We start from the raw sequence: 14,114 nt of genomic DNA on the forward strand, positions 1-14,114 counted from the left end.
AAATAAACAACCGCTTCCGGAATTTACAATAACAGTATAGTATGGTAACTTATCTTTATTCATTAATAATATTTAAAATTCCCCTTTAACTTTTAGTGCCTTAAACTTTGGATAAGCTTCGTAATCCTCTTGTTTGAAAATATCTTTTATTAGTTCAGGATAATTAAAGTATATCTCACAATCATTTTGATAAGTTATTAACCTTGCTAAAAACTGCTTATTAGGATGTGAATGTTTTGCTCCATTAGTTGATATTACATACTTTTTAGAGTTGATGAATTGTAATAACTCATAGCTGTTATTAGCTTTGCTACCATGATGAGAAACCTTTACAAATTCGCATTCCAACTTTGATTGTTCCGAATATCCTAACATCTCAAGGCTTGAAGAGACAACAGTAGGAAAGGAATCAGCCAAGAATAAATAATTTTTCTTCTTATATGTGAGAATAAAGCTAATAGAGCTACCATTGTGTTTTGAAGAGTCTTCCTCAAAAGCATCATCTTGAATAAGATGGGTTAAAGATTTGTCATAATCATTTTTTAGTGAGGTATCTAATGAATCTGGTTTTTCAATCTCCCATTTACCTAAAAGGTCTTTTAATCTATCCTCATCTGGTGATAAAATTTGGAAATCAATTCCAAACTTTGATAGTTTTTGCCCTGCTTTAATAACTTTTTCTTCCCATATGCCTGGTTTGCTTAGTAAATAATCTTCAAACTCTACACCTTGACCTATGCTTGTATCTGTTGATAATACTTTGTTTAACTCAAGAGAATTATCGTAGTTTTTTTCAGCATCAAAGAACCTGTGAATGGTTCTACCAGAATTAAACCAAACGTTTTTTAATAAATCAAGTGCGCTTTTATCTTTGCCGAACCATTTAAGAATACCGCCGATATGGTCGTCATCTACATGTGTCAATACTAGTAAATCAATACTTTCACCATTGCGTTTAATTATTTCAATACTTTTTTGTAAGTCTTGAGGTGTAGGTTTATTGCGAAGTTTCTTTGAATATGTACTCCCGGTTCCTCCATCAATTAAAATGTTCCTATTATTAGAACCATCATTAAAATGAATCAATATTGCATCGCCATTATTAGCTTGTAGGAATTCGAATTTCATTTCTGGGTTTTTAGTTGGATTTTTTCTTACATAGAATAATATTTACAACATTCTAACTACATCAATAATACTTTGTGCGGTATAAGTATCCGGTACATCTTTCGTTTCAAATACCATGAAGTACTTATAATTGTCGCCGGATTTTTCAGCCCACTTTTTACCCAACAAGTTTTTGGATCTGCTGTCATCGTTATCTAAATGGTCGCCTTTGGTTTCTATCAATATAAGGTTGCCGTTTTGCGTGTAGATAATGAAATCGGGGTAGTGGTCGTTTTTAAAACCGTTCAGGGCAAAACCTTTTCCTTTTTCAAGGTTTCGGTGCCAGAATAAAACATTCTCCAATGAGGCAATATCCATAATTACCTTTTGCTCAAAATTATTAACCGATGCTTCTCGCTCGTATAATGATTTATTGATAGGACTACACAGGTTAATATGCGTTAATTCCGGAGGAAACTTAAAACTAGGCTTTACCATTATATTATTGGTATCAAGCAATAACTGAAATTGCTCCTTTGCATATTCATTTTCAAGCTCTTTAACCTTGTCCTTTATTTTTCGGATATAGAGAAACTCATTATTGATAATATCTCTAATCTGGTCGTTGTTCAAATCCTCAAATACACGAGAAACATACTTTGTAATATCTTCATGTGAAATAGGGGTCATGTCGCCCAGCTTACGCACAATAAGGGAAGTAATCTCTTTTATCTGCGTTTCTTTCGGTTTTGCCAGGATGGTATCTACTAAGATTGATTTTGCTCTGGTTGAAAGTTTCTGCATGGTAGCAGTATGCTTTGTTTCGTTGTAATCAACCTGAAAAACTTCAGTAGCTGTATCATCAAAATTAATCTCGGTACTTTTTGAAGCAAGCTTAAATCCCTTTAATAAACTATTCCGATTTAACAGTTGCTCTTTTTGTGTAAGCTCTTCAAATATAATTGTATCGTGAAGCTCATCGTTTGGAACTTTGCGATAGAATTGTGGTATCTCAATGTCGCTTACCACGTCAACAAAAGGTTCCTCAATCTTATATTTTTTCGGTTCTTTACCCATTTCTCGTAATAAATAGTCGGTATTATCTTCGGTATAGGATTCGGCTTTTTGCTCAAAGGATTTTCCTTCACTTTCTCCTTTTTGAGTGATTTGCTTTACTATATCGTTGGTGTTACCAATTTGGTCAGGTGTTAGTTCCGTTTCGGGATTAAAGTCAATTTCATCAACCTCAATCTCGTCAACGGCTCTTGGGGTATCGTCATCGGTCTGTTTTGGTTCTGATTCTCCGAATAATTCGTTTTGCAGCACTTCATTGTCCGATAATTCTGTTTCCGGTTCTTCCTCTGCATAATAATCATCCTTACTAAAGCCGGATTCCTGCAATGCTTTTACAATATTATCCAAGGTGTCCTGGAATTTTGAGCTGGCTGATAATACAAAAGACAGGTTAAGGAGTGGGGTTTGATGCTTAGTTACATAAGGTTGTCGTAAAACCCTGCCTAATATCTGTTCCACATCTACAGCTGATGATTTATCGGCTAATGATGCCAAAATATAGGCATTGGGACAATCCCAACCTTCTTTTAAAGCATTAACGGTGATTATGTATCTAACCTCACAGTCTATTGCCATTAAGTTAATGCCTTTCAATTCATCTAAACCGCTAACCTTAATCTTAATTTGTTCTTCGGGAATTTTCAGCTTAGTGAGCTGTTCTTTAATGTGAATGTAGGTTGTGTTGTCTTTGCCTTTAATGTTCGATTGTGCTTGAAAAAGAATGATAGGTCTGATGTATTTTCCTGTTACTTTTTCTTCCTCTAAAGCAAGTAATTCCAATTGCCTTTGAAGGTGTAAAGCACTTGTAATTACTTCTTCCTTTTTATGATGATTGTAAACAATAACAGGCAGCTTAACCATGTGTTCTTTTTTAAGAGCCATAGCATTTACAAAGCTTATGATATTGCTATTTTCTTTTGGCGTAGCTGTTAAATCCAGCACAAACGAAGGATTCAGGTTGTTTAGCATTTCAACACTTAAATCGCTTTCTGCATTGTGACTTTCATCAACCACCACCACCGGATTTAAGGAGCGAATAACATTAATAAGTGCTGTCTCATCCGTATCTTCAATTATCAGGTCATTATCTACAAAGCCTCGGAATTGCTCTAACGCTCCATTTTGCTCATAAACTTTACGGTCGTCTTTTTTTCGGGAATTAATGCGAATACTACTAAAGTTAAAAACAAAAATATTTAGCTGTTCCTGAACCGAAGTAGGGTTGAATCCTGCACCTTGAAGTAGTTGTTCTTTTTCTAATACCTCCACACGGTTTCCAAATAAAGCATTTAGCTTTTCTCTATACGGATGGGTAGGATTCGATAAATGACCAACGGTTTGTTGTAAAAGGTTCGACCAGGGAACTAACCAAACAACCGCTTTGGGTTTTGATGCATCAAAGGACTTGAAAATAGAACTCAAAGCATTGCAGGCTATAAATGTTTTACCTCCGGCAGTAGGTACTTTTACTGCTATATGTGTAGCTCCCGGAATATTGTTTTTGTATGGTTTCATTCCTGAATACGAACCATCGAGGTTAGCCTGGTATTTACCAACTTTATCTTCCCAAAACTGATTAAAAGCTTTAGCTGAATCCTGATAAGTATTAACATATTCAAGAAACTTATCGAGGTCGTTTATTACTTGCTGTTGATATGGTTTTAATTCCATTTCTTGTACTATTCAAAATATTAGTCTTCCTTAAATTCAAGGAGTTTATTTATCCACACATTAAAGCGAGGGCATTTTTCTCTAATCTTATTTAACCCAATTTCTTGAGCTAAAAGAGAGCCATAGGCAACCTTACCACCTGATTTACCATAACCCTTAATAATTCTTTCCAACCTTTTTGAAGGTGCGGTGGTCGTGCCATCATTTATTTCTTCAGGATTATCATATCTCTGGTCGGTTTCAATCAAATAATTATGGTCATTAAATTCATAATCTTCAAAATTGTCTTCAATTACCGATATATCACTAAATAATAAACCTTCAAATTCATGTAACTGAATATATGGCACAAACCTATAACGGACATCATCATCAATATTTTCTGCCATTGCATTTTCAAGGAAAGTCATTCTTTCGCTTTTATTTACAATAGTCTTTGCTTCTTCCCATTTAGGAAAAGCATGTTTTGGATATATTCCGTAATAGTCAATAAGCAAGGTTACGACTACATTTGTATCTTTTAGGTGTAGTTCAATCTGCTTTTTTAAATCTTTCCAGGAAACAATACCACCTTTTGATTTTTTAATCTTTGGATTTTCTATATACAATCCATGTTGATTGAAGAATGGCTGTAAAACATCATTACAAAATGATTGCTCAGTTGGCCCTTCTCCAATTATTATTATTCTGTTCATTTTGAAAAAGGTTGAGCTGAGTTAATAATGTTTCTTTCCCATAATTCGCCTAAAGTATGTTCGTCAAGCCAGTCCTTTAGCTTATCTTCTTTAAGTCTTTTGAATACAGATTGATTTTCCTCCTGACTTCTGTCAACGGTTACAATATCATCAGTCTCAAAGCAATCAACAAGATTTACCGATTGGGTTGATAATATGAGCTGTGTTTTATTAGAAGCCATCTTAATAAGTGCAGCCAACTTTTGAATAGCTTGCGGATGCAAACCTAATTCAGGTTCATCAATCACAATTACTTTTGGAGGTTCAGGTTGCATAAGAACCGTTGCTAAAGCAATAAAACGCAGTGTACCATCGGAAAACTGATAAGCATTGAAGCTAGATTCAGGGTCGCCCTTTTCTACCCACCTTAATTCAATTTCATCTTTATTCAACTTTTTGGGTTGAAGTATAAATTTATCAATATATGGGGCGATTGATTTTATGGTTTTTTCTATGCGTTTGTATAATTTCGGGTGTTCTTCCTGTAAATAATACAAAAAGGCAGGAAGGTTTCTACCATCTGTTTTTAAGTAATCATTATCGTTTATATCGCACTCACGGCGTAACATTGAAGTTGCCGAAGTATCATGGAAGTGATAAATCTGGATATTCGATAAATATTTTTTCAAATAATTATTTCTGAACGAACCATCACGAGTTACCGATGTTTCCTCAATATTGGATTTGGTGAAATAATTATGGTAATTCTCATCACGAGAAACATTGTAGCCTGAACCTTCTTGTTTAATAAATAAGCCAGCCTCCTTGGTTTGAGCAAGATTAAACCAATATGCATTGTTGTTTTGAGCGTCTTCGGTAAATATCATCTTACCAAACATGGTTTCAGTCATCTTTCTACCAAAATGGAGGATGTTGTCTGCTTTTTCTTCAATTACATAACGCTGCAATTGTTGATTGAAAATAGCATGAACCATTTTAAAGAAAGACACAAAGTTACTTTTACCTGCACCATTGCTACCTATAAAAACATTGATGGGTTTTAGTTCCAACTGCATGTTTTTTACAGATTTAAAGCCTTGTATTTCTATATAATCTATCATAGTGTTCAGGTTTAAAATCGTGTTATATCTCTTGGTATTTTCTTAAATGTAATATGGTATTTCTGCATTAAACTGTGGTCTAAAACACAATTGTCTGCATAAATTACATATTGCTCTTCCTTAGTTTTTAGTGTGCGCAAAAAACTATCATCCAGCGTTGTGAGCTTGTCTTTGTAATAATAAAAGTAAAATGCTGATGAATTAGCTACACCCAACAAGTGTTCTTCTTTATCGTTGACTTTCTTGTATGATTTACGTGTTTCCGAAAACCATACATACTCACGTATTTTTTCTAAGCCAACTTCTTCATTTAGCATTTCATTATCAAGGAATAAAGGTTTACCTAATTCGTAGAAGTCGAAGCTTCCACCTGTTCCTTCAACATCCTTTTTATCATTACAATAACCCTTAATCACTCTTTTTACACGTTCAGCTGTAATGTTTTCAGAATAGTCTTCCATTTCGACTAAAATAAATTTTCTATTACCACCGTCTATTTTATTTTGATTAATAACGGCGTGTGCAGTTGTGCCTGACCCAGCAAAAGAATCCAGAATAATGGAATTTTTAGAAGTCGATATTGCTAGTATTTCTTGAATTAAAGTCGATGGTTTAGGGGTATCAAAACTAAGTTCTAAGTTGAAACCTTTAATCTCATCTTTTGCACTATGGTTATGTCCTACTTCATCACTTAACCAGATAGTGGAAGGTGGTCTTTCTGCATTCTCTTCTTTCCATTGCTTAACAAAGACTTGCCATTGACCATTCTTCTTAATCCATTCGACATTTCCTTCCTCTAAATTTTTCAGGTAAGTGTCTTTAGACCAGCGCCAACATCCTTCTGTTTTATTCGGCTTAATTGGAAATACCTGTGTTTCATCGGGAGCTTCTAAAGGATAATAAAGGTTTGGTCTATCACTGCGTAATGAATTAGAACCTTCCTTTCTTAATGAGCGACTTCTATAATATAATCCTTTTTCCTTATCGAAATTTTTGAATTGTTTATTGGACTGCTCTCTTTTAAGTTTAGTTACATTAAATTCAGAACTCTTGCTGTACGCCAATATAAAATCATGACTTGAGCTAAATCCTTTAGAATCCATTCGTGGACTGTAAACTTTTTGCCAAAGCACATTAGCTAAAAAATTACCACCGCCAAAGATTTCATCACAAATGAGCCTAAGATTAGCTTGCTCATTATCATCAATGGAAATAAAAATAGCTCCATCTTTTGCCAATAGTCTATGTAAGAGTTTTAATCTTGGATACATCATGCATAACCACTTGTCGTGTCGTGATAAATCTTCAGCTTCTTTTCCCACAACTTTTCCTAACCACCTTTTAATTTTGGGGTCATTTACATTGTCGTTATAAACCCAACCTTCGTTTCCGGTGTTGTAGGGAGGGTCAATGTAAATACACTTTATTTTTCCTTCATATTCAGGCAATAAAGCCTTTAGAGCTTCAAGATTATCCCCATGAATTATTTTATTACCGCAATTGATTTCGTTTTGGCTTTGTTTACCATTGTCGAAACCATAGGAGTGTTCTAATATTCTGTAAGAAACATCCATGTGGTGGTTTATCACCTTATCTTTTCCTATCCAATTTAATGTTGGCATCGTTTACTTCCTGTTATTTGTCCTGTTTGGTTGATACAATTAACTCCCTTGCATCAACATTTAGTTTCTCTGCAATTTCAATCACGGTTTCCATTCCGGGCTGCGATTCGTTCGTACACCATCTCGAAACCGTGGTTAAACTTTTCCCCAATTGTTCAGCCAACCATTTATTCGTTCTATTCTGCTCTGCAAGAACAATTTTCAACCTGTTTATTTGCTTACGCTCTGTCATAATACGCAAATTACGTGTATTTTTTAAACTTGGAAGCTAATTTATAAAAGTTATATGAAAATGCAGCACTTTCTTTCAGATAAATAATTTTAGAAACTATCCAACCAATCTGCAATATCAGCAAACAGGCTTTTCTTTAAAGAAGATTCCGTTGTTTGCACTTTCTGCCGTAAGTAATTCTGTGGCACTTGCTTTTTTATTAATACTTTGGCAAGCATACCTAATTCGTTTATTAATTCATTTTCCGCTGAAGGGCTTTTAAGTGAAGGAGTAACGACTTTATGATTTTGTTGCAAGCTTAAAAGAAATTCCTTGTATTCAGTTTGCATATCCTGAAATTCAACGTCAGTTCCTCCAGCATCAGGGTGTAGTTGCTTTGCTAATTTCCGGTAACGTAGTTTGGCATGGTCAATATCGGTTATGCCTAAGAAATAGTTCATAGTTGTTCAAATTCTTCAAGTGTTATACAAAAGTGTTCCAGGATTAAAAGGAGTTGTTGTTTGTTGTAGTAATGGCGTTTTGTATTTCCTGCCTGTTCAATTCCTTGTTTTAATGCCGGGCAAATGTCAATTTCGTTTCGGAGCTGTTGCATTGCTGACTTCATGGAAATACTATCGGGGTAAAGTTTTTTAACCAAATCCTGCTTTAATATGGTTCTGCGTACTATCATAGCGTTGGATTTGGGTTGAAAAATGAGCGATAACGCAATGGAAATATCGAGAAGAGCAGCCTTGTAGAGTATATTTCAACTGCTTTTGAAGGCTTTTGAGAACTTTTTAGTTTATTCAGACTGCTTTTGAGGACTTTAAGACAAAATCTTAAAGACTTTTTTGAATATTGTATTTTTTGAAGGGGACTTTCAGCTATTAATAGAAAAAACGGTCGCTTTGTAACCAGCAAAAGCCTCGAATTGAGACTTGCATTTAGAATGTAATGAAGAATTTTGGGCATAATCTATACAATTATACCCTTGACGGCTATGAATGTAAAGATAGCTTTTTTTAGTATTGCTTAAAAAAAAGCAATAAAAAACCCGACACCAAAACTGATACCGGGTTAATCTTTTAACTCTCGCATAGAAACTCTATACCACATTAAATAATTTCTTTAAGCTCTTCAATTGTGGAATGGCGACCAGATTTTATCCATTCTTGTATTTCAGACATTTTGAACATCAGTGTTTTTCCACCTGGTTTATAGTAGGGAATTTGTCTGTTATACACCTTGCCATATATGGTTTTAATACTAACACCTAATAATTCTGACAGTTCTTTGGCATTGATGTAATCATATCCCGTAGATAATTTCTTTTGCAAACGTATCATTTCAGATACTTTCTTGTTTAATTCTTCAAGGCTCGCTAATACCTTGTCATTCTTTTTTTTAAGTCATAATCAAATTTTTTAGTAAAACTTAAATGATAGTGAATTAGAAAGTTATCAAAAAAAACATTTGCTTTTTTCTTAAAATAAAGATGCTAGATGAATAATGTTTTGACTATGTTTTCAGAGCCTATGGTATTTCTTTAAAACTGTCCTCATTCCTCATTATTGCTTTAAGCTATTAAATATCAGGTATATAAAATGAGGACTTTGAGGAGGAGTGAGGGAAAGGGTATGCTATTGCCTCTATTGTCCCTCAATAATCCCTCATGTTTCCCTCAGCCGTCCTCACTTATTTTTAGAATAGAAAAATATATAGTATTATATATCAGTATATTATTATAATCTATACTTAATAAGTGAGGAAATGAGGACGGTTTTTGCATTATAGCCATAATAAGCTTTAATAATGTATTTTGATTTATATTTAGATGAAGCGTTCAAGCTCAATACCTTGGTCTTTCAAGGTATCATAGTTTAGTATGTATGCACTTGTTCTATTGCTTCCGAACTGTACGTTCTTTCTGCGATAGTCAATAAATGAACGATGTTTCTTTAGGTATTCACCAATCACCGCCTGGTCTAATACGGTTATCCCTTCTTTGCGAGCTTGTTCCCTGTATAAACCATGTATTGCTCCAACTCTTAGATAAAGATGCTTTACGCTATTTTCAGCTACAACGATTCTGTAATGTGTATTATCAGATATTTTATAAAGATTCAGAAGGGACTGCAAAACATGAAAATACTGTTCTACTTCATCGCTTTGGTTTTGTACTGAAATGGTAAGTCTTGCAGAACGTATTAAGGCTGTTTTTGCTGTTTGATATTCAAAAGGGAATTTCAAATCGGATTGTTCCATTAGAATTTTCATAGGTGTAAGTACCGATGATATATTCAAAACAGTTCTGCGGTCAACGTTACCAAATTCGCTAATAAGTTCATCCATTACCTCTGAACTAATACCAGGTTCTTCTTTAGCATAGTTTTCCTCAATTAAATGTCGATTGTCGAATACTGAACAAGTAATATTGGTAAACTGCAAACTTTCTTCGGCTGCTTTGAATTCTTTTAGGTCTTCATAGTTTCCCCGATTGGTATCATCAAATTCTCCTAGCAAGCTGCGACTTGAGAGAGCCGGGTCTTGTGTTGGTAAATCCTGACCGCTAATAATACCCGAACCCCTGGGCTTTGCAATACGTGTTTCATTACCGCCAGACTTTACCCCAGTAAGCTTACCATTTCGGTCGGCAATACCTTTTAATGCTTCAATGGTATTTTTATGGATGCTGTTCTTATATTCATTACCCCAAAACGGATGGTTGGTTGTAGAATCCATACTTCGCTGCATACCTGTACTTGTACTGCCAGAAGCAAGGTTAATACCGTCTTCCATAGGTGGCTTGCCAAACATATACATGATACTTCGGGCTGCGGTACTTTTACCTGATTGGCGTTTCCCAAACAGGAATAGTAATGGGAAGTACCCGAAATTGGCTTTATAAATTACATCGCTGAATACTGTTGCAATGTAGTAGGCAATTAGTAATTCTGCATTACCCGGATAAACCTTGTTCATTGATGATGCCCACTTGCCAAAATTCCAACTGCTGTTCTTTGGCGGTTGAATATACTTTGAGTTTTCCTTAAATGGGTTTCCGCTATCGTTGGTACCAATTCTTAGTAACTTACCATAGGGTAGAAAGAAGAAATGTAAAAGATGTACCTGGCCCTGTTTGATTTTATCTTTCAAGTTATCTGTACCATATTTACCGATAAACTCTGCGGTAGTATTTAATACATGAAAGGTATCTCCAATACGAATCTGGCTTTCGGGTGGAATCTCCTTAAACTCATCCATGCTGCTTATTCGTTTTGCATGGGTGGTAACACCATACTCATCAATCTCGTGGAATGTTTTATCGTAATACAAACCATTGGCAAATACCCAAAAACGGTTCTTTTCATTGTAGCCAACCCTTTCAAGTTCTTTTGCTTCGGGTATTCCTAAAAGTTTTACATTTTTAATACTATCAAGTTGGGTGTCGTTGCCATACCAAAAAAAACCGTGCCTACGGTGAACTTGCTTTTTAAACGATGCAGGGGTACAAAAGTCATCCGATGATATGGTGGCAAGTCGTTTCCGACCGTATTGGCTCATCAGGTTAAGAATGTATTTCAGGTCGGTTCGCCCTTGTGCATCCCTATGGAAAACACAAAACAAAGCTTCAAAAGTAAAGTTTGATATTTGTTTAGGATTCTTGCCTTCCACAGTCCAGTAAGCCCCTTTTTCTTCATAAAACTGATTTTCCAAGAGGTTCTCCTGTTGCTCTTTTTTTAGTTTTATAATGTCATTGATGTTCTCCTTTTTCTTGGCTTTCTTTTCTATGGGCTGGCTGTTTTCCTTTAAGGCATCCTGCCATGCTTTTTTCGGTTTAATCTGCTCAGAAACAAAGTCAAGATAAACCTCCTGGTTAGTTTTATCATAGCAACTAATCAGGGCAGCCATCCGCTTAATTACTTCCGATTTCTTAACTGGGTCATTTGCAAATCGTTCAGCGTATTCAGCCGTTTTGTATATGATGTAATCTTCCTGTTTTTCATCGTACTGAAGAAACGTCTCACTATCGGTGAAAAGTGAATCGGGGTCTTGTTTTTCGGGTAGTACAACAACCGAAACATGGAATTGATTTTTAATAAGGATTTCTGCATTTCTGCACATGGCATTTCGTCCGGCACTATCACCATCGTAAATGAGCGTAGCCTTATTGGTGTATTTTTTCAGGAGCTTTGCCTGTGCATTGGTTAATGCAGTTCCGCCTGTTGCAACTGAATTAATTACTTCAATGGAGTGCATCCGAAGCACATCGGTATAACCTTCTACTATATATGCCCGGTCTTCGTTTTTAATGGCGAATCTTGCAATATTTAAAGCATACAATTCATTGCCTTTGGTGTAGATGCAGCTCTCGTGTGTATTCAGATATTTAATCTTTGGGTTTTCGTTTAAATCACGCCCGGCGAAAGCTATGGTTTGACCTTTGGAATTGCAAACAGGAAATATCAATCGGTTGTAGAAAAAGTCATAAATGCCTTCGTCGTTGCTTTTCAATACGCCAATTTCTTCAAGTATTTCCGTTTTTACACCTTTCTCCCTGGCATGGGCAAGTAGAGCATTTCCACTTGGAGCATAGCCGACATTAAAGCTGCTGTTTTCAGGAATGACAATGTTTCGCTGTTTTATGTAATCCTGTGCATTCTTATGATTGACCTGTTCTAAGTAGAACCTTTCAATGATATTACAAGCTATTTTCAGGCTTTCTTCATGTTTGAATTTGGCTTCATCCCAATTGGTACTTCTTTTCCATTCAAAATTGAGATTCAAAAGTTTTGCGCCAAGCTCAACGGCTTCTTTAAACTCAACATTTTCATGCTCTTTAATAAACTCAATGGCATTACCACCTTTATCGCAACCGAAGCATTTGAAAATACCCTTTGCCGGATTAACGCTGAATGAAGCCGTTTTTTCATTGTGGAATGGACAACACGCTTTGTAATTGCTCCCTGCTTTCTTTAGTGTGACAAAGTTGGAGACAACCTCATAAACTTCATCATTGATTTGCTCTATAACCCTTTTTGCATCCATCGGCTACCAATCTTTACCTGTCAATAATTCACGGTTGTTGCTATCGAGGCTCATAAAGAACTCGTGAACGTTACCTCTGAAATCATAAAACTTGTCTAACAAGTGATAGCCCATGTCTGAACCCCAAATCTTGTAAAAGAGAGCATTCAACTCAAGCTGAGAATCCTCAATCATTTTCTGAACTTTTGAGCCATCAAACGGGATGCTGTTATAGCCGTTTTTCTCATAAAAACTCTTTATGCGGTTCTCGAAATAGTATAGCTTCGATACCGTATTAGGTGCTAATGCTGTCATTTTAATTTGTTTTGAAAATGAATCTTATTTAAAAATGGCAGGATTGCCCTTGTTCAATCCTGCCTAAACCATTATTAGCCGTCAAGGGTGGTTATTAAATTTTTAATGTCATCAATTGAAAAACAGAGGTGTTTATTCTCATTCATTGCTGCTGTGAGTTCAATTCTTGCAGTAGTACTTTCTTTCCATTTAGGTAACATGTAAATGGTATCGCTTTTAAGAATTAAACCCAGGCGGTGAGTAATGCTTTCAGACCAACCAAGCTTATTAAGTGCTTTTTCTTCGGGTATAACAATGGTGCATCCTAAATTCAATAATTGCCTTTTTAGGCTTTGAATGAAATTTGCATCGGTTTCGTAATGAATTCCGGAGAGATATATTGTCATTGCTTACGTTATTGAATTTATGGACGACCTAATAAATCATAAATCATCTGAACTTGTTTTGGGGTGTATGCTCTTCCTCTATATTCACCAAGTTCATCTTTAATTGGTTCAAGCCAACGTTGAAGGGTTAAATAGCTTATATTGTATGCCTCCGTTAATTGATGCTTGCTTTGAGCGACTGGTTTTTCATTGTTTTCCATTATCTGAATGTTAAATGGTTAGTATTTGCCTCCTCTTTAAGCCTATTTATCTCGCTCGCATAAATCTGCCAGGAACCGCCTTTAAATTCCTGTCTAGCTTTTAACATGTTTTTCTTGCAATAATGAATGACAGTAGTGTAGGGCATACCTGTCAGTTTACTGAATTGATTGGGTGTGTAAAATTCAGGTTTGTCTTTTTCCGATAGCCTGTGAATCTCGCTTATAATTTTCTCAGAAAAACTGTTTAAGTCAGCTACGGTAACTAAATTGTTTAAATCTTCTTTCTGCATAATCGTATGTTTTTATTTCTACATCAATTTGTAAGCGAACATACATTTGCTGCAAACACGAAAAAAGGGACAGAGGGGGATGTCCCCCTTTGTCCCCTTTTGGTAACTATCATTAGATCAAGATGTAATAAAATCGAATTTTTTGAAAAAAAATTACAAATGCTATACAGTATTGGCATTTGCCAATTCTTCAAGTAGTGATTCGACCTTGTTTTTTACGTTGTCATTAACATCTGTAAACTGTTTTCTAATTTGTTCTGCTTTCGGAAACTCAGCTCTTTTTGTAGAAAAATTATCTGCTAATATCCTGGATAAATGAGTGGAAATAACGGTCATATTGACCACCCTCAAACGATTTAATGTGACCACCTTGTAACGATTCAAAGTGACCACCCTCGTTTTTCAGTAAAAAAAG

General features: G+C 35.3%; 14 protein-coding genes. All 14 read right to left on the reverse strand.

All coding sequences use genetic code 11. From position 1 onward, the window contains the following. Window positions 1-72: 72 nt before the first annotated feature. Complete coding sequence (locus J1N10_RS19960; protein ID WP_262328498.1) at window positions 73-1,128, reverse strand: ComEC/Rec2 family competence protein; 1,056 nt, start codon at window positions 1,126-1,128, stop codon at window positions 73-75. Between the two features lie 42 nt (window positions 1,129-1,170). After that, window positions 1,171-3,852 (reverse strand): DEAD/DEAH box helicase, encoded by a 2,682-nt coding sequence (locus J1N10_RS19965; protein WP_262328499.1) that lies wholly within the window; start codon window positions 3,850-3,852, stop codon window positions 1,171-1,173. 20 nt (window positions 3,853-3,872) lie between these two features. After that, the gene (locus tag J1N10_RS19970) at window positions 3,873-4,547 is read right to left on the reverse strand and encodes a DUF4276 family protein (protein ID WP_262328500.1); all 675 of its coding nucleotides are present in this window, start codon (window positions 4,545-4,547) and stop codon (window positions 3,873-3,875) included. Continuing rightward, on the reverse strand, window positions 4,544-5,647 hold the full coding sequence (locus J1N10_RS19975; protein ID WP_262328501.1) for an AAA family ATPase: 1,104 nt from the start codon (window positions 5,645-5,647) through the stop codon (window positions 4,544-4,546). The genes J1N10_RS19970 and J1N10_RS19975 overlap by 4 nt, the downstream gene beginning before the upstream one ends. An 11-nt stretch (window positions 5,648-5,658) precedes the next feature. Continuing rightward, window positions 5,659-7,269, reverse strand: coding sequence for a site-specific DNA-methyltransferase (locus J1N10_RS19980; RefSeq protein ID WP_262328502.1), 1,611 nt, complete (start codon window positions 7,267-7,269; stop codon window positions 5,659-5,661). A gap of 13 nt (window positions 7,270-7,282) precedes the next feature. Next, window positions 7,283-7,501 (reverse strand): helix-turn-helix transcriptional regulator, encoded by a 219-nt coding sequence (locus J1N10_RS19985; protein WP_262328503.1) that lies wholly within the window; start codon window positions 7,499-7,501, stop codon window positions 7,283-7,285. 89 nt (window positions 7,502-7,590) lie between these two features. Then, window positions 7,591-7,941: a hypothetical protein gene (locus J1N10_RS19990; protein ID WP_262328504.1), complete on the reverse strand. Its 351-nt coding sequence runs from the start codon at window positions 7,939-7,941 to the stop codon at window positions 7,591-7,593. Next, window positions 7,938-8,171, reverse strand: coding sequence for a DUF4248 domain-containing protein (locus J1N10_RS19995; protein ID WP_262328505.1), 234 nt, complete (start codon window positions 8,169-8,171; stop codon window positions 7,938-7,940). Before J1N10_RS19995 ends, J1N10_RS19990 begins: the two co-directional genes overlap by 4 nt. A 424-nt stretch (window positions 8,172-8,595) precedes the next feature. Further along, window positions 8,596-8,817: a helix-turn-helix transcriptional regulator gene (locus tag J1N10_RS20000; protein WP_262328506.1), complete on the reverse strand. Its 222-nt coding sequence runs from the start codon at window positions 8,815-8,817 to the stop codon at window positions 8,596-8,598. 493 nt (window positions 8,818-9,310) lie between these two features. Then, window positions 9,311-12,529 carry a DNA primase gene (dnaG, locus tag J1N10_RS20005; protein ID WP_262328507.1) on the reverse strand — a complete coding sequence of 1,073 codons (3,219 nt, stop codon included), beginning with the start codon at window positions 12,527-12,529 and terminating at the stop codon, window positions 9,311-9,313. A gap of 3 nt (window positions 12,530-12,532) precedes the next feature. Continuing rightward, entirely contained in the window at window positions 12,533-12,823 is a 291-nt protein-coding gene (locus tag J1N10_RS20010) for a hypothetical protein (protein ID WP_262328508.1), read from the reverse strand. 74 nt (window positions 12,824-12,897) lie between these two features. Then, window positions 12,898-13,209 carry a DUF4406 domain-containing protein gene (locus J1N10_RS20015; protein WP_262328509.1) on the reverse strand — a complete coding sequence of 104 codons (312 nt, stop codon included), beginning with the start codon at window positions 13,207-13,209 and terminating at the stop codon, window positions 12,898-12,900. A 17-nt stretch (window positions 13,210-13,226) separates the two neighbouring features. After that, window positions 13,227-13,409: a hypothetical protein gene (locus tag J1N10_RS20020; RefSeq protein WP_120271267.1), complete on the reverse strand. Its 183-nt coding sequence runs from the start codon at window positions 13,407-13,409 to the stop codon at window positions 13,227-13,229. Then, complete coding sequence (locus J1N10_RS20025) at window positions 13,409-13,699, reverse strand: MerR family transcriptional regulator (protein WP_120271268.1); 291 nt, start codon at window positions 13,697-13,699, stop codon at window positions 13,409-13,411. Before J1N10_RS20025 ends, J1N10_RS20020 begins: the two co-directional genes overlap by 1 nt. Window positions 13,700-14,114: the final 415 nt, after the last annotated feature.

It is taken from the genome of Carboxylicivirga litoralis (genome assembly GCF_025499605.1).
Taxonomy (GTDB): Bacteria; Bacteroidota; Bacteroidia; order Bacteroidales; family Marinilabiliaceae; genus Carboxylicivirga; species Carboxylicivirga litoralis.